Source organism: Nocardioides lianchengensis, assembly GCF_900101465.1.
Lineage (GTDB): Bacteria > Actinomycetota > Actinomycetes > Propionibacteriales > Nocardioidaceae > Nocardioides > Nocardioides lianchengensis.
In genome coordinates, this window is record NZ_FMZM01000019.1 from 1 (window position 1) to 20,700 (window position 20,700).

The 20,700-nt window shown below is 74.7% G+C and carries 17 protein-coding genes, 1 pseudogene and 1 riboswitch; of the genes and pseudogenes, 8 read left to right on the forward strand and 10 right to left on the reverse strand.

Annotated elements, in window-relative coordinates; all coding sequences use genetic code 11:
* Positions 1-1,149, forward strand: a pseudogene (locus BLT76_RS26060) (hypothetical protein); the annotation flags it as partial.
* Here BLT76_RS26060 and BLT76_RS24685 read toward each other — a convergent pair.
* Positions 1,146-1,358, reverse strand: coding sequence for a hypothetical protein (locus BLT76_RS24685; RefSeq protein ID WP_090860983.1), 213 nt, complete (start codon positions 1,356-1,358; stop codon positions 1,146-1,148). The pseudogene BLT76_RS26060 and the gene BLT76_RS24685 sit on opposite strands and share 4 nt — an antisense overlap.
* 107 nt (positions 1,359-1,465) lie before the next feature.
* Between BLT76_RS24685 and BLT76_RS24690 the strand changes: the two genes are divergently transcribed.
* Complete coding sequence (locus BLT76_RS24690) at positions 1,466-2,320, forward strand: NAD(P)-dependent oxidoreductase (RefSeq protein ID WP_090860984.1); 855 nt, start codon at positions 1,466-1,468, stop codon at positions 2,318-2,320.
* On the opposite strand, the gene BLT76_RS24695 is transcribed toward BLT76_RS24690, so the two are convergent.
* Complete coding sequence (locus tag BLT76_RS24695; protein ID WP_090860985.1) at positions 2,314-3,183, reverse strand: LysR family transcriptional regulator; 870 nt, start codon at positions 3,181-3,183, stop codon at positions 2,314-2,316. The two genes, BLT76_RS24690 and BLT76_RS24695, sit on opposite strands and share 7 nt — an antisense overlap.
* A 71-nt stretch (positions 3,184-3,254) precedes the next feature.
* Here BLT76_RS24695 and BLT76_RS24700 point away from each other — a divergent pair, with 71 nt between their 5' ends.
* A complete protein-coding gene (locus BLT76_RS24700; protein WP_244509561.1) occupies positions 3,255-4,508 on the forward strand; it encodes an MFS transporter in 1,254 nt (417 codons plus the stop codon).
* Here BLT76_RS24700 and BLT76_RS24705 read toward each other — a convergent pair.
* Positions 4,465-6,699, reverse strand: coding sequence for a hybrid sensor histidine kinase/response regulator (locus tag BLT76_RS24705; protein ID WP_139175858.1), 2,235 nt, complete (start codon positions 6,697-6,699; stop codon positions 4,465-4,467). The two genes, BLT76_RS24700 and BLT76_RS24705, sit on opposite strands and share 44 nt — an antisense overlap.
* Positions 6,696-7,874: a sensor histidine kinase gene (locus BLT76_RS24710; RefSeq protein ID WP_090860988.1), complete on the reverse strand. Its 1,179-nt coding sequence runs from the start codon at positions 7,872-7,874 to the stop codon at positions 6,696-6,698. Before BLT76_RS24710 ends, BLT76_RS24705 begins: the two co-directional genes overlap by 4 nt.
* A 235-nt stretch (positions 7,875-8,109) precedes the next feature.
* On the opposite strand from BLT76_RS24710, the gene BLT76_RS24715 reads away from it, so the two are divergent.
* From BLT76_RS24715 to BLT76_RS24730, 4 genes are read left to right on the forward strand one after another with little or no spacing between them, the layout of a single operon-like run.
* Positions 8,110-8,325 carry a CbtB domain-containing protein gene (locus BLT76_RS24715; RefSeq protein WP_090860989.1) on the forward strand — a complete coding sequence of 72 codons (216 nt, stop codon included), beginning with the start codon at positions 8,110-8,112 and terminating at the stop codon, positions 8,323-8,325.
* A gap of 13 nt (positions 8,326-8,338) precedes the next feature.
* On the forward strand, positions 8,339-9,109 hold the full coding sequence (locus tag BLT76_RS24720; protein ID WP_090860990.1) for a CbtA family protein: 771 nt from the start codon (positions 8,339-8,341) through the stop codon (positions 9,107-9,109).
* Positions 9,106-10,137 (forward strand): nicotinate-nucleotide--dimethylbenzimidazole phosphoribosyltransferase, encoded by a 1,032-nt coding sequence (gene cobT / locus BLT76_RS24725; RefSeq protein WP_244509562.1) that lies wholly within the window; start codon positions 9,106-9,108, stop codon positions 10,135-10,137. Before BLT76_RS24720 ends, cobT begins: the two co-directional genes overlap by 4 nt.
* Positions 10,134-10,832, forward strand: a complete 699-nt coding sequence (locus BLT76_RS24730; RefSeq protein WP_090860991.1) for an adenosylcobinamide-GDP ribazoletransferase — start codon at positions 10,134-10,136, stop codon at positions 10,830-10,832. Before cobT ends, BLT76_RS24730 begins: the two co-directional genes overlap by 4 nt.
* 23 nt (positions 10,833-10,855) lie before the next feature.
* Here the strand turns inward: BLT76_RS24730 and BLT76_RS24735 are convergent, their stop codons facing one another.
* A complete protein-coding gene (locus BLT76_RS24735) occupies positions 10,856-11,359 on the reverse strand; it encodes a bifunctional adenosylcobinamide kinase/adenosylcobinamide-phosphate guanylyltransferase (protein ID WP_090860992.1) in 504 nt (167 codons plus the stop codon).
* A 2-nt stretch (positions 11,360-11,361) separates the two neighbouring features.
* Here BLT76_RS24735 and BLT76_RS24740 point away from each other — a divergent pair, with 2 nt between their 5' ends.
* Positions 11,362-12,267: a cobalamin biosynthesis protein gene (locus BLT76_RS24740; protein WP_090860993.1), complete on the forward strand. Its 906-nt coding sequence runs from the start codon at positions 11,362-11,364 to the stop codon at positions 12,265-12,267.
* Here the strand turns inward: BLT76_RS24740 and BLT76_RS24745 are convergent.
* From BLT76_RS24745 to BLT76_RS24765, 5 genes are all read right to left on the reverse strand, one after another.
* Entirely contained in the window at positions 12,179-12,934 is a 756-nt protein-coding gene (locus BLT76_RS24745; protein WP_090860994.1) for a cobalt-precorrin-6A reductase, read from the reverse strand. The genes BLT76_RS24740 and BLT76_RS24745 overlap by 89 nt on opposite strands.
* Entirely contained in the window at positions 12,931-14,301 is a 1,371-nt protein-coding gene (locus BLT76_RS24750; RefSeq protein WP_090860995.1) for a cobyric acid synthase, read from the reverse strand. Before BLT76_RS24750 ends, BLT76_RS24745 begins: the two co-directional genes overlap by 4 nt.
* Positions 14,298-15,017 carry an SAM-dependent methyltransferase gene (locus tag BLT76_RS24755; protein WP_244509563.1) on the reverse strand — a complete coding sequence of 240 codons (720 nt, stop codon included), beginning with the start codon at positions 15,015-15,017 and terminating at the stop codon, positions 14,298-14,300. The genes BLT76_RS24750 and BLT76_RS24755 overlap by 4 nt, the downstream gene beginning before the upstream one ends.
* A complete protein-coding gene (gene cobN, locus BLT76_RS24760; protein WP_139175860.1) occupies positions 15,014-18,811 on the reverse strand; it encodes a cobaltochelatase subunit CobN in 3,798 nt (1,265 codons plus the stop codon). Before cobN ends, BLT76_RS24755 begins: the two co-directional genes overlap by 4 nt.
* A 31-nt stretch (positions 18,812-18,842) precedes the next feature.
* Positions 18,843-18,955: riboswitch (cobalamin riboswitch) on the reverse strand.
* 3 nt (positions 18,956-18,958) lie between these two features.
* On the reverse strand, positions 18,959-20,689 hold the full coding sequence (locus BLT76_RS24765) for a metallophosphoesterase family protein (protein WP_090860996.1): 1,731 nt from the start codon (positions 20,687-20,689) through the stop codon (positions 18,959-18,961).
* Between the last annotated feature and the right edge of the window lie 11 nt (positions 20,690-20,700).

A 20,700-nucleotide genomic window follows, 5' to 3' on the forward strand; every position in this document is an offset into this window, starting at 1 on the left:
GGCGGGGACCAGCTCATCGACCTCGGCGGCGACGGCACCCCCTACGTCCAAGACCTCTGCCTCGGCGAGCTCGCCATCGCCCGCCACACCCACCTCCTCTCCACCCGCGCAGTGATGGCCGACGCCCTCGACCTGCGCCACCGCCTCCCCCAAACGTGGGCCATCGTCCAGACCCTCGCCTGCGAGGCGTGGGTCGCGTGCCGGGTCGCGTCCATGACCCGCAAGCTGTCGTTCGACCAGGTCGCGCTGGTGGACGAGGCCGTAGCCCGGGCGATCGGCGGGTGTGCGCCCGGGCGGGTGTTCCGCATCGTCGAGGCCAAGATCATCGAAACCGACACCGCCGCCCACACCGCCCGCATCGAAGAACAACGCCGCACCCGCACCGTCGTGCTGTCCCCGACCGACGACACCGGGCTGCGGATGCTGTTCGCCCGCCTCGAAGCCGGCGACGCCGCCTGGGTCGACGCGACCGTCGACCGGGTCGCCGACCTCCTCCACGATGACGCCGACCTACGTCAGGCTCATCACCCCGACCTGCCCGAGGACGTCACCAAGGCCGAGCTCCGCGCCATCGCGCTGGGCTGGCTGGCCCGACCCCACGACCTCGCCGCACTCCTCCAGTTCCTCGACCAGCAGGACGACGAACAGGCCAGCAAGACGCGGAAGCCGTCAGCGGTGCTGCACGTCCACCTCCACCAGGCCGCCCTCGACACCGGCGTCGGCGTCGCCCGAGTCGAGGAGCTGGGGCCGCTGGTCCTGGACCAGGTCCGACTCCTCCTCGCCCACGCGAACGTGACGCTGCGACCCGTGCTGGATCTGTCGGAGACCATCGCCGTCGACCGGCACGAGCACCCCACCATCGTCCGGGAGCGGACCGCGATCCTGATCCCAGCCGACGCGTTCCCGCACTCCACGTCCGTCACGAGGCGGGTCGATCTGGATCACCCGACGCCCTACCTTGACCCCGACACCGGTGGACCACCCGGACAGACCGGTGACCACGCCGCCGCACCCCTCACCCGACGACACCACCGAGCCAAGACCCACGCCGGCTACACCGTCGAACAAACAGGCCGGACCACCTTCGAATGGACGTCACCGCACGGACTGAAGCGCCGCGTCGACCCCACCGGCACCCACCCGAGCTAGCCGACCGACACCGCGCGGGCGGGGTAGGTCGAGCCGGGTCGCTGATCCAGGTGATGGTGACCGCCACAGATGACCAGCGGCCCCGGCGCCGCGGCCGGCGACCTGGGGTCCCGTTCCAGCACCGGGTCGTCGTCGACGCCACCGGACGCAGCCACCAGCACGACCACCGTCCCACCCACCGTCAGCGCCAGTAGTCCGATCCCGGCCATGGTTCGACCTGCCGATCGACTCAACCCCCTCCGACGTGTGGGGCCCGCGCCGTTGCGGGACGGCCCAGACCAGCGGGGCGCGCCCACCCGTCGGCGAGGATGGCCGGATGACCGATCTCCCCACCGTCGCCCTGCTCGGCACCGGCGCCATGGGCGCGGGCATGGCCCGCAACCTCGCCGCCGCCGGGATCGACCTCCGGGTCTGGAACCGCACGCCCGAGCGGGCCGCGCCACTCGCCGACGTCGCGACCGTCGCAGCCACACCTGCGGAGGCGGTCGCGGGTGCCGACGTCCTCCTGACGATGCTGTACGACGCCGACAGCGTCCTCGAGGTCGTCTCCGGCCTGGGCGACGCGATCGCGCCCGGCACGACGTGGCTGCAGCAGAGCACGATCGGGGTCGCGGGCACCAACCAAGCGATCGCGCTGGCCGAGGAGCTCGGCCTGGTCCTCGTCGACGCCCCGGTGCTGGGCACCCGCAAGCCCGCCGAGGACGGCACCCTCACGGTCCTGGCGTCAGGTCCCGACGAGGTCGCCGACCACGTCGCTCCGCTCCTCGACGCGATCGGCTCGCGCACCCTGTGGCTCGGCCCCGCCGGCGCCGGCACCCGACTGAAGCTCGCGGCGAACGCCTGGGTCCTCACGGTCGTCGAGGGCCTCGCCGAGTCGCTGGCGCTGACCCGCGACCTCGGACTCGACCCGGCCCTGTTCCTCGACGCGGTGCAGGGCAGCGCGGTCGACGCGCCGTACCTCCGGCTGAAGGGGGAGGCGATGCTCAGCGGTGCGCTCGACCCGTCCTTCGCGCTCAGCGGGGCGGTCAAGGACGCCGACCTGATCCTGGCCGCCGCCCGGGCCGCGGGCACCGAGCTCGCGGTGCTGCCCGGGGTCCGCGAGCACCTCGCCCGCGGGGTCGAGGCCGGGCACGGCGACCGCGACATGGCGGCGACGTACCTGGCTCACTGAGCCCACCCGCGCACGAACTCCAGGAACCGTGCCGCCGCCGGGGCGAGGTCGCGGTCCGCCCGCCAGGTCAGCCCGACCGTACGCCGGGCCGCGGCGGCCGCGACCGGCACGCCGACCGTGCCCGAGGCGCCGGCGAACTGCTCGGGCACGACCGCCACCCCGAGCCCCGCGGCCACCAGTCCCTCGATGGTGGCCAGGTCCGCGCTCTCGAACGAGACCCGCGGGGTCACCCCGGCCGCGTCGAGCAGCCCGTCGACCAGCGCCCGGTGCCCGAAGCCGGTGGGCGTCGTCACCAGCTCCTCGTCGGCGAGCTCCGCCAGCCGCACCCGGCGCCGCGAGCGCAGCCGGTGCCCCGGGGGTACGACGAGGACCAGCCGCTCCTCCTGCAGCGGCAGCCAGGCGTACGACGGGCCCGGCCGCGGCGAGATGATCGCGACCTCGGAGAGGCCGGCGTCCAGGTCGCGCAGCATCTCGTGCGCCGGCTCCTGGCGCAGCTCGACGCGCACCGCCGGTGCCACGGCATGGAAGTCCCCGAGCACCCGCGGCACCAGGGACGTCGCCATCGAGTCCAGGAAAGCCAGTCGGACCGTCCCCGTGTCCGGGTCCAGCCGCGCCCGCAGCTCGGCGCGGAGCCGGGCGTGCCGGACGGTCAGGTCACGGGCGGCTGCGACGACCAGTGCTCCGTCGGGGTTGACCCGGACGCCGTCCGGCACCCGCTCCAGCAGCCGCGCGCCCAACTCGCCCTCGACCCGGGCGAGCGCGCGGGACAGGGTCGGCTGCGGAACGCCGAGCACGGCGGCGGCCTCGGTCACGTGCTCGTGCTCGGCGACCACCAGCAGCCACTCCAGGTCCCGGATCATCATGCGCTGATCGTATCGAGATCCAGCGAGTGACACATTGGACGCATCACGCGCATCCGAGCAGGATGGAGCGAGTGACCGCCGTACTCGACCAGCCCACCGGCTACCTCAGCGGCAGCGCCGAGCACCGCCGGGTGTCGATCGCGCTGTTCGCGGCGGGCGTGACCACGTTCGCCCTGCTCTACAGCACCCAGGCCCTGCTCCCCGAGCTCGCCCGGTCCTTCGACGTCAGCGCCGCGCAGAGCACGCTCTCGCTCTCGCTCACCACGGCCGGGCTGGGCGTCGCCCTGCTGGTCGCCGGCACCCTCTCCGAGGTCGTCGGCCGGACTCCGCTCATCCACACGGCGGTGTTCGCCGCCGGCGTGGTGGCCGTGCTCTGCGCGCTCGCGCCGACCTGGCACACCCTGCTCGCGCTCCGGCTGGTCGAGGGCATCACCCTCGCCGGGCTGCCGGCCGTCGCGACGGCGTACCTGCGTGAGGAGCTGCACCCCTCGCTCCACGCCCGCGCCGCCGGGCTGTACGTCGGCGGCACCGCGCTGGGCGGCATGGTCGGCCGGCTGCTGCCGGGGGCGGTCGCGGAGGTCGCTGGCTGGCGGTGGGCGCTGGCCGCCGTGGCCGCGCTGGCGCTCGGCTGCGCGGTCGTGGTCCGGGTGCTGCTGCCGCCGTCGCGGCACTTCCGGGCGGTCGCGCCCGGTCAGGGCCGGCTGCTGGCGATGACCCGGCGCGCGCTGACCGATCCGGGCCTGCTGGCGCTCTACGGCATCGGCGGCTGTGCGATGGGCGCCTTCATCGCCGTCTCGAACGCCCTCGGCTTCCGGCTCGCCGGGGCGCCCTTCGACCTCGGCCTGGGCGCGGCCAGCCTGGTCTTCCTCGTCTACCCGATCGGCAGCCTCAGCGCCGCCCTCGCCGGCCGGCTGGCGGAGCGGTTCGGGCGCCGGGCCGTCGTCCCGGCCGGCTGCGCGGTCGGCCTCGCGGGCGTGCTGCTGACGCTGCCCGACCGGCTGCCGGCCGTGGTCGCCGGACTGGCCCTGCTGACCGCGGGGTTCTTCGTGATCCACGGGGTCGCGAGCGGCTGGGTCCCCGCCCGGGCGCACGCCGGCGGCGTCGGGGCGGGGCAGGCGGCCTCGCTCTACCTGTTCGCCTACTACCTCGGCTCGTCGGTCTTCGGCGGCCTGGCCGGCCACGTCTGGTCGGCCGGCGGCTGGTCCGGCGTCGCCGCGATGTCGGGCGGGCTCCTGGTGGCGACCGGGTTGCTCGCGCAGGTGCTCCGTCGTACGCCGGTCCTCACACCGACGAGCGAGGCCGCGCCCGGACCAGCGCGGCCGTGAGCGACTCGAGGGTGACCGGCTTGCTGACGTAGTCGTCCATGCCGGCCTCGATGAACCGCTCCCGGTCCCCGGTGAGCGCGTTCGCGGTCAGCGCGATCACGTGCGGTCGACGCTCACCCTGCGAGTCGCGGATCCGTCGTACGGCGCTCACGCCGTCCATGACCGGCATCTCGACGTCCATCAGCACCACGTCGAAGTCGACCCGCTCGACCAGGTCCACCGCGTCCCGCCCGTTGCCGACGACCGAGGGCACGATCCCCAGGCGCGCCAGCATCCCGACCACGACCTTGCGGTTGACCGCGTCGTCCTCGGCGACCAGCACCGAGAGCTGGCACGAGTCGTCGGGCTCGGCCGCCACGAGTGCGGCCGGATCGGACTCCGGCGCGCCGATCGCCCGGTGAGCGGTGCGCACCGACACCCGGGTGCCGCGTCCCAGCTCGGACTCCAGCTCGATGGTGCCGCCCATCGCCTCGACGAGACCGCGGCTGATCGCCAGGCCCAGGCCGGTACCGCCGTACTCGCGGGTCGTCGACGCGTCGCCGCGCACGAACGACTGGAACAGGTCGGGGATCCGCCATCCCGGGATGCCGATGCCGGTGTCGGTGACCGTGGTGAGCAGCTCGCAGACGGGCCGGCCGTCGGCGTCCTCGCTCCGTCGTACGACGGTGGTCTCGACCGAGACCGAGCCGCTCTCGGTGAACTTCAGCGCGTTGCCGACCAGGTTCACCAGCACCTGTCGCAGCCGGACCTCGTCGCCGCGCAGCGCGGCCGGCACGTCGGGCGCGAGGTGCAGCCGCAGCGCGACGCCCTTGACCTCGGCCTCGGGGCCGAACATCGCGACCGTCTCGCCCAGCACGCCGGCCATGGAGAACGGCTCCTCGGCGTGCTCGAGACGTCCGGACTCCAGCGACGAGTAGACGAGCACGTCGTTGATCAGGGCCAGCAGGTGGCTCCCGCTGCGGTGCGCGGTCTCGACGTAGTCGCGCTGCTCCCCGTCGAGGTCCGTGAGTAGCAGCAGGTCGGTGAGCCCGAGGACCGCGTTGAGCGGGGTGCGGATCTCGTGGCTCATGGTGGCCAGGAACGAGGCTTTCTGGCGGGCCGTCTCCTCGGCCGCCCGCCGGGCCTCGACGAGGAGCAGTTCGGCCTCGTGACGCTCGGTAATGTCGGTCTGGACGGCGAAGAAGCCCTCCAGCTCCCCGTCCGCGCCGAGCAGCGGCGAGACGTCGGTCGTCACCCAGCGCTGCTCGCCGTCGTGGGTGTAGATCGCGATCTCGACCCGGACCGGCTCGCGGTTCTCCATCGCCCCGAGGAGACGGCGCACGGTCGGCCGGTCGGTCGCGGGACCGAGCAGGAACTCCCCCGGGCGCCGGTCGCGCACCTCCTCCAGGCGCCACCCGGTCGACCGGGTGAAGGCCTCGTTGACCCAGGTGATCCGGCCCGTCGGGTCGGAGGCGATCAGCGGGCTGTCGGTCGCCTCCACGACCCGCGAGTAGAACGCCAGGTCGTCGTTGAGGGACCGCAGCTCCCGTACGGCGTCGCTGCGGCGCCGGTCGGCCCGCAGGAAGAGCACTGCGCCGGTCGCGCTGCTCGCGAGCGCGGCGGCCAGCAGCACCCCGAGCATCAGCAGCAGCCGGCGCAGGTCGCCGCTCAGGTCGGTCGCCGTCTCGTTGGTCGTGGCCACCTGCTCCCGCCGGTTGGTCTCGCCGAGGGAGGCCAGCACGTTGTACGACCGCTCGAGCCCCTGGATCCGCTCCTCGATCTGCGCCCGGGTACGCGCGCTGTCCCGCCTGTCCAGCAGCAGCCCGTTCAGGGCGGGCAGCACCTCCTCGCGCCACGCCGCCTCGTTGCGCCGGGCGGTCGCCATCAGGCTGTCGGCCCCGAGCGTCACCTGCTGGTAGGACAGCGCGCTCTCCTGGGTGCGCTGGCTGACGAACCCGGCCTGCAGCCGCACCTCGTCGTCGGGGGCGTCGATGTCGAGCAGGTGCTGCAGCCGGAGCAGCTCACGCTGGGTCTGCCCGAGGGTGCGCACGTTGGAGAGCACCAGCCCCTCGGTCCGGACCACCTCGTCCTGCAGGCTCCGCGACGTGGTGGCCAGGTCGGAGGCCACGACGCAGCTGAGCGCCAACAGCACGAGCCCGAGACCTCCGACGAGGATCCCGGGCCAGCGGACGTGTCGTGACGGACGGCTCACGGGGCGCCCCGCTCGGCGGCGGGGAGCCGCACGGTGACGACCGCTCCGCCGTCGGCGCCCGGGCGCAGCTCGACCGTGCCGCCCCAGCGCCGCGCGATCGTGGTCGCGGCGGACAACCCCAGCCCGGCCCCCTGGGCCTGGAGCGCGCGGGCGTTGGACCCGCGGTAGAACGGCTGGCCGACGGCGTGCTCCTCGTGCTCGGGCACCCCGACGCCGGTGTCGGCGACCACGACCGTGACCCGCGACGAGCGGCGCTCCACGGTGACCGTGACCCGGTCGTCCGGCCCGGAGAACTTCACCGCGTTGCTCAGCACCCGGTCCAGAAGCTCGCGCAGGTCCTCGGCGGGCACCACCACCAGCGGTACGCCGGGGCCTGCCTCGTGCACGTCGACCCGGGCGGCCGCCGTACCCAGGGAGGCGACGCAGGTCCGGGCCACCGCGGCGGCGTCGGCCGGCCCGATCCGGGCGGTGTCGACCCGCGACTGCGGGGTCGCGACGTCGCCGAGGGTGGTCACGTTGGCGCTGAGCTCCAGCAGCCGGGCCAGGTTGGGCTCCATCCGGGCCACCAGCCGACCGACCGGGACGGGCAGCTCCTCGGCCAGGTCGGCCAGCATCTCCACGCCCGCGCTCAGGGCGGCCAGCGGGGTCCGCAGCTCGTGGTTGAGGACGGTCAGCAGCTCGCTGCGCAGCTCGTCGTACCGGGCCCGGGCCTCCTGCGCCGGGGTCCGCTGGTGGCCGTGGGTCGCCTCGAGGGCCGACCCCAGCTCGGCGGCGGCCTGCCGGAGGACGACGTGGTCCGCGCGCGTCCACGCGCGCGGGGCGACGGTGAAGACCATCAGGGCGTGCCGCTCGCCGCCGACGAAGAACGGGGCTCCGCCGAGGGCGCCCCGGATCCGCACGGAGCCGAGGGGGCCGGCCGCGGGCAGGGTCGGGTTGCCGAGCCAGACGCCGCCGTTCTCGCCGGCGCTGCGGCTCAGCGACTCGGCGAACGCGCCGGGCGGCTGCACCCAGCAGTCGTCGACCTGGAGCAGGTGTGCGCTCAGCTCGGTCGCGGTCGCCACGATCTCCGCGTGCGTGATCAACGGCGTGCCCGCGACCCCGTCCGGACCGAGGACGGTACGCAGCAGCGCCCGGGCAGCCTCCTCCCCCGGTGGGGCTCCCGCGCGCACGTCCATGACCGGAGGTTCGGCAGGTTCGGGACCGATGTGAGGGCTGTGACGCGGACGACCTGCCGCAGCTTCCTCGGGATGCCCTAGGCTGCGTCCGCGGGCACGAGGAAGCCGGTGGGAATCCGGCACAGTCGCGCTACTGTGACACCGCCTCCGAGCGATCGGACGGGCGGTGGAGTCAGACCCGAAGGTCCGCTTCCACCCCATCGAACAGGGACGCAGCTATCCCTGAGGAGGCAACATGTCGCAGTCGACCGCCGTGCCCGGCGCCGAGGTCCAGGTCCCGACCATCCCCGTCCGCGAGATCGCCCCGTGGGCGCTCTTCTTCGGGCTGCTCGGGCTTCTCACGCTCTTCTTCATCAGCGCCGACCAGGGCGCCATCTCCATCCCGTCGGGCAACGCGATCCACGAGTGGGTCCACGACGGGCGTCACCTCCTCGGCTACCCCTGCCACTGAGCGGGGCCACGTCGTGACTGCGCGCAACTTCCTGGTCCGCGGCCTGCTGATCGGCCTGTTGGCGGGCTTCGCCTCCTTCCTCGTCGCCCACCAGGTCGGCGAGCCCCACGTCGAGCGGGCCATCGCCCTCGAGGAGGCCAACGCGGCCGCCGCGGACGAGCCGACCCATGCCGACGAGCATGCCGACGAGGGCACGTCCGTCTCGCGGCCGAACCAGCGCACCTGGGGCCTGCTCACCGGGACCCTCGCCGTCGGCCTCGCGGTCGGCGGCCTGGTCGCCCTGGTCGCGGCCGGCACGGTCGGTCGCCTGGGTCGTCTCTCCCCCGGGCAGTCCACCGCGGTGGTCAGCCTGGTCGGCTTCGTCGCCGTGGCCCTGGTGCCGTTCCTGAAGTACCCCGCCACGCCACCGGCCGTCGGCAGCGGTGACACCATCGGCGACCGGACGAGCTGGTTCTTCGGCTTCGTGCTGATCTCGGTCGCGGTCGCCGCCCTCGCCTCGCTGCTCGCGGTGCGGCTCGCCGCCGACGTCAGCACGTACGTCGGGGTCGTGTCGGGCGCGGGTCTCTACCTGGTCGTGATGGTCGCCGCCGGGCTGCTGATGCCGACGGTCAACGAGGTGGGCGACTTCCCGGCCGACGAGCTCTGGTTCTTCCGCCGCGCCTCGCTGCTCACCCTGGTGGCCCTGTGGGGCGTGATCGGGGTCGGCCTCACGGGTCTGGTGGCTCGGCTGCACGGCCAGACGTCCGCGGTCCGGGCGCGGCGCGAGCTGGCCGCCAGCCTGTGACGTCCCCGGCCGCGATCCGTCGGCCCTCGCCCGTCGTCCGGGCCGAGGCGACGCGACGCCTGGAGTCCCTCGCCACCCCGGCGGGGGCGCTCGGACGGCTCGGTGACCTGGCGGTCTGGCTGGCCGCGGCGCAGGGCGTCGTCCCGCCCCGCGAGCTCGACGACGTCCGGCTGGTCATCTTCGCGGGCGACCACGGCGTCGCGTCGTACGGCGTCTCGGCGTACCCGCCGGCCATCACGCCCGCCATGGTCCGCACCTTCGTCGCGGGTCGGGCCGGCGTGAACGCGCTGGCCCGCGCCCACGGCGTGCACGTGCGCGTCCTCGACCTCGGCGTCGACGACGACCTGGCCGGGGTGCCGGAGTCCGTCGGCGAACGCAAGGTACGGCGAGGCTCGGGGGCGATCCACCGCACCGACGCCCTCACCGCCGAGGAGACCCGGCGCGCGCTCGCCGCCGGGGCCGAGGTGGCGGCCGAGGAGATCGCCGCCGGCGGCCAGCTGCTGCTGAGCGGCGACATGGGCATCGGCAACACCACCCCGGCCGCGGCGCTGGTCGCGGCCGGCCTGGGCCTGCCCGCCGACGAGGTGGTGGGCCGCGGGACCGGGGTCGACGACGCCGGGCTGGCGCGCAAGACCGAGGTCCTCGACGCCGCGCTGCGCCGGGCGGGCGACCGCGCCGACGACCCGGTCGAGACCCTGACCGCGCTCGGCAGCGCCGACCTGGCCGCGACGACGGGCTACCTGCTGGAGGCCGCGCGCCGCGGCGTGCCCGTGCTGCTCGATGGGCTGATGTCGGTCGCCTGCGCGTTGACGGCGGACCGGATCGACCCGGGCGCGGCGGCTTGGTTCGCCGCCGGCCACCGCTCGACCGAGCCGGCCCAGTCCCTGGCGCTGGACAAGCTCGGCCTGGAGCCGGTGCTCGACCTGGGGCTGCGGCTCGGCGAGGGCTCCGGGGCCGTCGCCGCGGTCCCGGTGCTGCGCTCGGCCGTGGCCCTGCTGCGCGACGTGGCGCTGCTGTCCGAGCTGTGAGCGACGCCTGGCGGCTCGCCGTCGGGACGCTCACGGCGCTGCCGGTGCGGTCCCCCGGCCGGGTCGACCCGACCGTCGCCGGGCGGGCGATGCTGCTGGCCCCGCTGGCCGTCCTCCCGCTGGGCGCGCTGGTCACCGCGGTGCTGCTGCTCGGCGACCTGGCCGGCCTGCCGCCGCTCGCCGTGGCCTTCGTGGCGGTCGGCGCCCTCGCGGCCGGCAGCCGAGCGCTGCACTGGGACGGCCTGTCCGACGTGGCCGACGGCCTGACCGCGTCGTACGACGCCGCGCGCTCGCTCGCGGTCATGAAGTCGGGCACGTCCGGCCCGGCCGGGGTCGTCGCGACCGTCGTCGTGCTCGGGATCCAGGTCGCCGCGCTGGCCGCGCTCGGCACCTCGACCCGGGGCGCGCTGCTGGCCGGGCTGCTGGTCTGCCTGTCCCGCTGCGCCCTCTGGATCGCCTGCTGCTCGCGCGTGCCCGCGGCCCGGACCGACGGGCTCGGCCTGGTCTACACGCGGACGGTGCCACTACCGCTCGCCGTGCTCGGCGGGCTGCTGCTGTCGGTCGCCGGCGGGGTGGCGGTGGTGCTGCTGGTCCGTCGTACCGTCGCGCGCTTCGGGGGCGTCACCGGCGACGTGCTGGGCGCATCGATCGAGGTCGCGCTCGCCGTCACCCTGCTGGGGTGGTCGTGGGTCTAGCGCGCCGGGCCACCCGAGGACCGCTACAGCCTCAGCACCCGGCCCGCCACGACCAGGTGCACCTCGTCGCAGGCGGCGCCGAACTCCTGGTTGACCGTGCCGAGCAGGTCGCGGAAGAGCCGACCCGAACGGTGCTCCGGCACCACACCCAGGCCGACCTCGTTGGTCACCAGCACCACGTCGTCACCCAGCGCGGCGACCGCCTCCGCCGTGCGGGCGCCGACGTACGACGTGACCGCGGGCGCGGGCGCCTCCCAGAGCCCGGCGTCGTCGACCAGCCGGGTCAGCCAGGTGCCGAGGCAGTCGACCAGCACCGGACCGTCCGTCCGCAGCGCGGCCGCGAGGTCACCGGTCTCGAGCGTGGTCCAGGACCCCGGTCGCCGGGCCCTGTGGGCCTCGATCCGCGCCTGCCAGTCGACGTCGTCGCGCACCGGCCCGGGCGCGACGTAGGTCACCGGACCGTCCAGCAGCGACTCGGCGTGCCGCGACTTGCCCGACCGCACGCCGCCCGTCACGAGGATCTTCATCGATGAGCTCTCCCTCGGCCGTGGGTCTGGTGATCGGCTACGCCGCCGACAGTCTGCTCGGCGACCCGCGCCGCTGGCACCCGGTGGCCGGCTTCGGCCGGCTGGCCGGCGCCCTCGAGCGCCGGGTGTACGACGACCGCCGGGCGTCCGGCGTGCTGCACGTGGCCGTGCTGGTGGGCGGCGCCGCGCTGCTCGGCCGGTGCGCCGGCCGGGGTCCGCTGGTGACCGCGGTCGCGACCTGGGCCGTGCTCGGCGGCCGGTCGCTCGACCGCGAGGCCGCGGCCGTGCAGGCGCTGCTGGAGGCCGGCGACCTGCCCGGTGCCCGGCAGCGACTGACCCACCTCGTCGGCCGGGACACCGCGACCCTCGACGAGAGCGGCGTGGCCCGCGCGGTGATCGAGTCGCTGGCCGAGAACACCTCCGACGCGGTCGTCGCCCCGCTGGTCTGGGGCGCGGTGGCCGGGCCGGCCGGGCTGCTGGCCCACCGGGCCTCGAACACCCTGGACGCGATGGTCGGGCACCGCTCGCCCCGCTACGAGCGGTTCGGCTGGGCCGCTGCCCGCCTCGACGACCTGCTCAACCTGCCGGGCTCGCGCCTGACCGCGGCGCTCGCGGTGCTGATCGCGGACGACCGGCCCGCCGCGGCCCGCGCCTGGCGCGAGGACGCCGGCGCCCACCCCAGCCCGAACGCCGGACCGGTCGAGGCGGCCTTCGCCGGAGCGCTGGGAGTCCGGCTCGGCGGGACGACGGTCTACGCCGGCCGCATCGAGGAGCGGCCGGTGCTGCACGGCGCGGGGCGCGAGGTGGCCGTCCACGACGTCACCCGCGCCCGTCGGCTGGCCCGGCGGGTCGACCTGGGCGCGCTCGTCGTGGCTGCAGCCACGACAACGCTCCGGCGACGTCGCTGACCGTCTCCACCCCGGGGGGCGGAGCCGGCCGGCGCACGACGACGACCGGGATCCCGAGCTCGTCCGCCGCGTCCAGCTTGGGCCGGGTGTGGTCGCCGCCGGAGTCCTTGGTGACCAGGACGTCGACCCGGTGCTCCGCCATCAGCCGCCGCTCGCCGGCGAGCTCGTAGGGCCCGCGGCTCCGCAGCAGCGTCCACGCCGGAGGCAGCTCGAGCTCCGGCTCGTCGACCACCCGGGTGAGCACCGCACGCTCACCGAGGGCCGGGACGAACCGGTGCAGCTCGGTCCGCCCCACGGTCAGGAACGGCCGCTCCCCGAGCGCCGCCGTCGCGGCCGCCGCCTCCTCGTGGGTGTCGACCAGCGTCCAGCCGGCGCGCGGCGCCCAGCCGGGCCGCGCCAGCCGCAGCAGCGGTACGTCGACCTGCGCCGCGCTGGCCGAGATCCGGGCCGCGAAGGGATGGGTCGCGTCCACGACGGCGTCGTACGACGAGGCGTGCGCGCGCAGCGCCTCGGGTCCCCCGAACCCGCCGACCCGCACCGCGCCCACCGGCAGCCGCGGCCGCGCGACCCGGCCCGCGAGCGACGAGACCACCTCGTCGCCGGCCTCCACCAGCGCGGCGGCGAGCGCGCGGGCCTCGGCCGTGCCGCCCAGGATCAGCACCCTCACCGGACGGCCAGCCCCAGCAGCGCGTCCACGTCGAGGTGCTCCTCGACCAGGTCGCCGAGCAGGTCCAGGCGGCGCTCGCGGGCGGCCGGGAACGACGCGCGGGAGGTCACCCCGAGGGCGGCGGCGAGGAAGGCCGCGCGCTGCGCGTCGTCCTCCAGCGAGCCGTGCACCATGGTGCCGGCCGCTGGCCCGTCGGTGAGCGTGCCGGTGACCCGCCCGTGGTGGATCTCGTAGCCGCCCGCGGGGTGCAGGCGCAGCACCTTCTCCGGCCCGAACTCGGTGGCCAGGTCGAGCAGCCCCAGCCCCGCGACGGTGGTGGGCGGCCCCTCGACTCCGTGCGGGTCGGCGACGGTCCGCCCGAGCATCTGGCAGCCACCGCAGATCCCCAGCACCGGCCGCCCGGCCGCGGCGTGCGCGAGCACCGCCTGGTCGAGGCCGCGCGAGCGCAGCCAGGCCAGGTCCGCGATGGTGGCGCGGGTGCCCGGCAGCACCACCAGGTCGGCGTCGCGCAGGTCCCGCGGGGCGCTCGCGAAGACCACGTCCAGGTCCGGCTCCAGGCCGAGAGCGTCGACGTCGGTGAAGTTGCTGATCCGCGGGAAGCGGACGACAGCCACCCGCCGGGTGCCGGAGGTTCCCGACCGCCGCCCCTCCAGGTCGAGCGCGTCCTCGCTGTCCAGCCACAGGTCGGGGTGCCACGGCAGCACGCCGTACGACGGCCGCCCGGTGCGCGCCTCGAGCTCGTCGAGGCCCGGACGCAGCAGGTCGAGGTCGCCGCGGAACTTGTTGACCACCCAGCCCGCCACCAGCGCCGCGTCGTCCTCGTCGAGCAGCGCCAGGGTGCCGACAAACGCCGCGAACACCCCGCCCCGGTCGATGTCGCCGACCACCACGGTCGGCAGGCCCGCGTGCCGGGCCAGGCCCATGTTCACGTAGTCGCCCCGGCGCAGGTTGATCTCGGCCGGGCTGCCCGCGCCCTCCGCGACCACGACGTCGTAGCGCGCGGCGAGGTCGTCGTACGCCGCGTGCGCGGCCCGCGCGAGGTGGGCGCGCCCGGTCTCCCAGTCGGCCGAGGAGACCGTGCCGGCGGGCTGCCCCATCACCACGACGTGGCTGCGCCGGTCGCTGCCCGGCTTCAGCAGCACCGGGTTCATCGCCGCCTCCGGCTCGGCCCGCGCCGCCAGCGCCTGGACCCACTGCGCGCGCCCGATCTCGGCGCCGTTCGCGGTCACCATCGAGTTGTTCGACATGTTCTGCGCCTTGTACGGCGCCACCCGCACCCCGCGGCGCACGAACGCCCGGCACAGGCCGGTCGTCACGATGCTCTTGCCCGCGTCCGAGGTCGTGCCGGCGACGAGGATCCCGCTCACGCGGCCGGCCCCCGCAGCAGGCACACGTCCATCACCCAGCCGTCCACGGCGCGCGCGGCGTCCCGGGCCGCCACCAACGAGGACCGCACCGAGCCGACCCGGCCGGCCACCAGCCGCTCCCCCGGCGCGCCCAGGTTGGCGCCCCACCAGATCGACCAGTCGTCGAGCCCGTCGAGGTGGTCGACGCCGGAGGTCAGCATCACGACGCAGTTGCGCTGGCCCGCGGCCACGTCGTCGGCCAGCCGTCGGGCGGTCGTGACGTGCACCGGCTGACCGACCTCGTGCAGGACGATGCCGTGCCGCGCGGCCAGCAGCGACGGGGCACCGATCCCCGGGACCACCTCGACCGGCAGGCCGAGGGCGGCGGTCAGCCGCAGCGTCGAGTCGTAGAGCGACGGGTCGCCCCACACGAGGATCGCCGGGTCCCCCGCGCGCGACGCCACGACGTCGCGCAGCGCGGCCACCCGCGCGGCGTGCCAGTCGTGCACGGCACCGGCGTAGTCGGCCGGGTCCCGGTCCCGCTCCGGGTCGCGGACCACGACGAACGGCAGGTCGCCGTACGCCCGGCAGACCGCGGCCCGGACGTCGACCAGCGGGTCCTCGTCGGACTTGCGGAACGCCACGACGTACGACGACGCGGCGAGCGCGGCGGCCGCCTCGGGGGTGACGTGCTGCGGCCCCATCCCGAAGCCGACCACCCGCAGGGTGCGCGTCACCGGTCCTCCAGGTCGCCCTCGAGGTCGAGGTAGACCTGCTGCATCGCGGCCAGCACGTCCGGGTCCGGGGACTCCCACAGGCCGCGGTCGGCGGCCTCGTGCAGCTTCTCGACGATGCCGCGCAGCGCCCAGGGGTTCGACTTCTTCATGAACTCCTGATTGGTCTCGTCGAGGACGTACTCCTTCGCGAGCGTGTCGTACATCCAGTCGTGCACGACGCCGGTCGTGGCGTCGAAGCCGAAGAGGTAGTCGACGGTCGCGGCCAGCTCGAAGGCGCCCTTGTAGCCGTGCCGCTGCATCGCGCCGATCCAGCGCGGGTTGACCACCCGGGCGCGGAAGACCCGGTTGGTCTCCTCCTGCAGCGTCCGGGTCCGCACGGCGTCCGGCGTGGTCGAGTCGCCGACGTACGCCTCCGGCGCGGAGCCGGTCAGCGCGCGCACGGTCGCGACCATGCCGCCGTGGTACTGGAAGTAGTCGTCGCTGTCGGCGATGTCGTGCTCGCGGGTGTCGATGTTCTTCGCCGCCACCTTGATCCGGCGGTACGACGTCCGCATGTCCTCGGCCGCCGCGACACCGTCCAGGTCGCGGCCGTAGGCGAACCCGCCCCAGGCCGTGTAGACCTCGGCCAGGTCGTCGTCCGAGCGCCAGCTGCCGGACTCGATCAGCTGCAGGATGCCGGCGCCGTACGAGCCGGGCTTGGAGCCGAAGATCCGGGTCGTGGCGCGCCGCAGGTCGCCGTGCTCGGCCAGGTCGGCCTGGGCGTGCTTGCGCACGAAGTTCATCTCCAGCGGCTCTTCGAGCCCCGCGACCAGCTGCACCGCGTCGTCGAGCATGGCCACGACGTGCGGGAACGCGTCGCGGAAGAACCCGCTGATCCGCACCGTGACGTCGATCCGCGGCCGCCCCAGCTCCTCGAGGGGGACGACGTGCAGGTCGCTGACCCGCCGCGACGCCTCGTCCCACTCCGGGCGGACGCCCAGCAGCGCCAGCACCTCGGCGACGTCGTCACCCGAGGTGCGCATCGCGCTGGTGCCCCAGACGCTCAACCCGACCGAGTCGGGGTAGGAGCCGGTGTCGTCGAGGTAGCGCTGGAGCAGCGAGTCGGCCATCGCCACCCCGGTCTGCCAGGCCAGCCGGCTCGGGACCGCACGCGGGTCGACGGTGTAGAAGTTGCGGCCGGTCGGCAGCACGTTCACCAGCCCGCGCAGCGGGCTCCCGCTCGGGCCGGCCGCGATGAAGCCGCCGTCGAGCGCGTGCAGGACGGCGTCCAGCTCGTCGGTGGTGCGGGCCAGCCGGGGCACCACCTGCGTCGCCGCGAAGGCCAGCACCCGCTGGACCTCCGGGTCGTCGTGGAGCCCGGCGGCCGCGTCGACGGACCAGGCGGCGTCCTCCATGCCCTGCACCAGCGCGCGGGCCTGGCGCTCGATCTCGTCGACCGCGCCCACGGCCTCGGCGTTCTCCTTGAGGCCGAGCGCCGCCCGCAGCCCGGGTACGGCGGCGGACTCGCCGCCCCACACCTGGGACGCGCGCAGGATGGCCAGCACCAGGTTGACCCGGGCCTCGCCGTCCGGCGCCTGGCCGAGCACGTGCAGGCCGTCGCGGATCTGGGCGTCCTTGATCTCGCAGAGCCAGCCGTCGACGTGCAGCAGGAAGTCGTCGAACTCGGCGTCCTCGGGGCGCTCGTCGAGCCCGAGGTCGCGGTGCATCTCGGCGGCGTGCATCAGCTGCCAGATCTCGCCGCGGACCGCCGGCAGCTTGGCCGGGTCCATGGCGGCGATGTTGGCGTGCTCGTCGAGGAGCTGCTCGAGCCGCGCGATGTCGCCGTACGACTCGGCCCGGGCCATCGGCGGGATCAGGTGGTCGACGATGGTCGCGTGGGCGCGGCGCTTGGCCTGCGCGCCCTCGCCCGGGTCGTTGACCAGGAACGGGTAGATCAGCGGCAGGTTGCCGATCGCCTGGTCGGTGGCGCACTCCGCCGAGAGCGCGGCGTTCTTGCCGGGCAGCCACTCCATCGAGCCGTGCTTGCCCAGGTGGACCACCGCGTGGGCCCCGAAGGCGTGCTCCACCCAGCGGTACGCCGCCAGGTAGTGGTGGCTCGGCGCCAGGTCGGGGTCGTGGTAGATCGCGACCGGGTTCTCGCCGAAGCCGCGCGGCGGCTGGATCAGCAGCACGACGTTGCCGGCCTGGATGGTCGCGAGCACGATCTCGCCGGCGTCGTTGACGAACAGCGTGCCCGGGGACTCGCCCCAGGCCTCGACCATGTCGCCCTTCAGCGCGGCGGGCAGGTCGGCGGTCCAGGCGTCGTAGTCGGCCTTGGTGATCCGCACGTGGGCGTCGGTGAGCTGGGCGCTGGTCAGCCACTCCTCGTCCTGGCCGCCCGCGTCGATGAGCGCGTGGATCAGGGTGTCGCCGGCCTCGGTGTCGTCCTCCAGCTCCAGCCCGGGGATGGCCCCGACCGGACCCAGGTCGTAGCCCGCGTCGCGCATCCGGCGCAGCAGCCGGATCGTCGACACCGGGGTGTCCAGGCCGACGGCGTTGCCGACCCGCGAGTGCTTCGTCGGGTAGGCGCTCAGCATCAGCGCGACCTTGCGCTCGGCCGGCGGGACGTGGCGGAGGCGGGCGTGGTTGACCGCGATCCCGGCCACCCGCGCGCAGCGCTCGGCGTCGGCGACGTAGCGCGGCAGCCCGTCCTCGTCGACCTCCTTGAACGAGAACGGCGCGGTGATGATCCGGCCGTCGAACTCCGGGATCGCCACCTGGGTGGCCGAGTCGAGCGGCGTGACGCCGTCGTCGGAGGCCTCCCACTCGGCGCGGCTGCTGGTCAGGCACAGACCCTGGAGGACCGGGATGTCGAGGGCGGCGATCCGCTCCACGTCCCAGGCCTCGTCGTCGCCGCCCGCGCTCGCCGTGGCGGGCTTCGAGCCGCCGGCGGCCAGCACGGTCACCACCAGGGCGTCCAGGGTGCGGAACGCGTCGTACAGCTCGTCGGGCGCGGAGCGCAGCGAGCCGGCGAAGATCGGGACGCCGACGGCCTGCCCGGTCGCGTCGACCGCGTCGGCCAGCGCCTGCACGAAGGCGGTGTTCCCGCTCGCCTCGTGGGCGCGGTAGTAGAGGATCCCCACCCGTGGGGTCTCGATACGCTCGCTGGCGCTCGCTACTCGACCAACGACGTTCGTCGGTACTGGACCAACGACGTTCGTCGGTCGAGTAGCCCCCGAGGAACGAGGGGGCGGATCGCTCGTCGGTCGAGTAGCCCCCGAGGAACGAGGGGGGGCCTCGCTCGTCGGTCGAGTAGCCCCCGAGGAACGAGGGGGGGCCTCGCTCGTCGGTCGAGTAGCCCCCGAGGAACGAGGGGGCGTATCGAGACCCCTCTCGCCGTACCCCCACTCCGGCAGCGCCGCCGGCGGCTCGAACCCCTCGCCGGTGAGCAGCACGGTGTCGGAGAGGAACGCGTGCAGCTGGGCCAGGTTGGCCGGGCCGCCCTCGGCGAGGTAGCGGTGTGCCTCGGCCGCGGTGCCGATCGGGACGCTGGACAGCTCCATCAGCTCGGCGCTCGGCTGCTGCTCGCCGCCGAGGACCACCATCGGCATGCCCGTCTGGGCGACCCGCCGGAAGCCGCTGCAGAGGTCCTGCGGCGAGCCGAGGATCCGGCCGACGACCAGGTCGCAGCCCTCGATCACCTCGGCCATCGACTGGTGCCCGGGTCGGGCCGGGTTGGCCCAGACGTAGTCGGCACCGCTGGCGCGGGCGGAGAGCAGGTCGGTGTCGGACGTCGACAGCAGCGCGATGCGCACGGTGGCCTCCTCGGGGTTCTCGCCCCGGCGTAGATGGCGGAGTCCCGTGGCCAGTGTCTGGCTTCGGCCCGTGCCCGGGCCTCACAGTGGCGGAACCGCCCCGGGATCTCACCGGGTTCCTGCGCCACGAGACGTGTGGTGCGAAGCCTAGTCGAGCCCGAGGTCGCCCCGGGTCAGCGGCTGCCCACCGGGCAGCCCGACGTCGACCCGGTCGCCGATCGTGACCGTGCCGTCGACGCTGACGTCGATCGGGGCGTAGCCGGTCTGCAGGCCGGACTCGCCGTCGACGTACTGCAGCTGCAGGCTGACCGTCTTCAGCGGCACCGAGAACGGCGTCGAGAACCGGTTGAACGTCGGCGCCTCCAGCACGCCGCCGGAGGTGCCGAGCTGGCTGACCACGGTCCAGGTGACCTCGTGGTCGGTGTCGCCCTCCTCGCCGGTGTTCCAGACGACCCAGGGGCCGGCGACGTCGTGGAGGTGACCGAAGTCGACGAGCCCGGGCGGTACGTCGTCGATGCCGTCGTCCCACGGGACGGTCTCGTGGCCGATCGTGTCCGCCAGCTCGCTGGTGCCGGTGATGCCGAGGTAGCCCGAGACGGCCCGCGGCTGGTGCAGCAGCGCGATCACGGCCGGGCTGTCGTCGAGGCCGTCGACGAGCTCGCGCAGCTCGACGCCGAGGTCGCGCTCCTCCAGGCCGGACTCGTTGGTCACCAGGCCGCCGAAGAGCGCCTTGAACGCCGGGTCGGCGGCGCCCGCGATGGTCAGCCCGTCGACGTCGACGGTCTCCAGGTCCGGCACCTGCACGTCGTGGTCGCGCAGCTGCTCGACGGTGGTGTCGGAGTCGTGGTCGCCCTTGACCGCCACCGTCGGGATGTCCGGGCTGGCGCCGGCCTCGCCCTTGACGAAGCCCTTCTCGGCCACGGTGCCGTTGGAGCTGATGTCGCCGGAGATGGTGCGGACCATGAGCGCGTCCTCGCCGAGTACCTCGGCGAGCCTCGGGTACATCGCCTTCCGCGCCCGGGTGCCGACCAGGCTGCCCTGGGGGTCGGCCTCGGCGACCACGACCTTCTCCCCCTCGCGCGGCGTCAGGTCGGCCGCGTGGAGCGGGAGCTCGGTGTCGAAGGACGCGGCGACGGCGTCGGTGTACGCCCGTGCGTTCTCCTCGATCCGGGTCTGGTTCTTCTCGATGAACGGCTGCACCTGCTGGGCGACCTCGACGGTCTGCGGGCTGCTGAACGAGACGCCGTCGACCCCCGGCATCGGGTAGGTCTCCGCCTCGTCGTCGCGTGCGGACCAGGCGTGGAAGGCCTGCAGCGCCACCACGGTCGAGATCCCGAGCCCGGTCGCCAGGACGCCCGCCGTGAGCCCGGCGCGCCAGCGCCAGGAGCCGCGCCGACGCGGGTACGGCGGCGCTCCCCCGCGGAACGCCGCGGTCAGCAGGCCGCCCACCACGACGCCGATCGCCAGCTCCAGGCGGAGCAGCCCGTCGACGACCTGGTCGCGCAGCTCCGCGCCGTACACCTCGGCGACGGCGGCGGGATCGTCGACGAACGCGGCGTTGACCCTCAGGAACGCCGGCGAGACGTACGACGACAGCGTGCCGCCGGCTTCCGGCGGGCCGGTCGAGCGGATGTCGGCCCCGAAGCCGCCGGCGCCGGTGCGCTCCCAGTAGATCTTCCCGAGGACGCCGGTGTCGACGGTCGAGCGCCCGTCGTGGGCGAGCGAGACCTCGACCGGGAACGCGCCCAGGCTGTCCTCGAAGGAGGCGTGCTGGAGCGCCCAGACCACCGACACGGGCAGGGCGACGAGCGCCGCCGCCAGGCCGTAGGCGAGCCACGCGACCAGGACCTGGGCGACGCGGCGGGCGAGGGAGCTCATCGGCTCAAGCC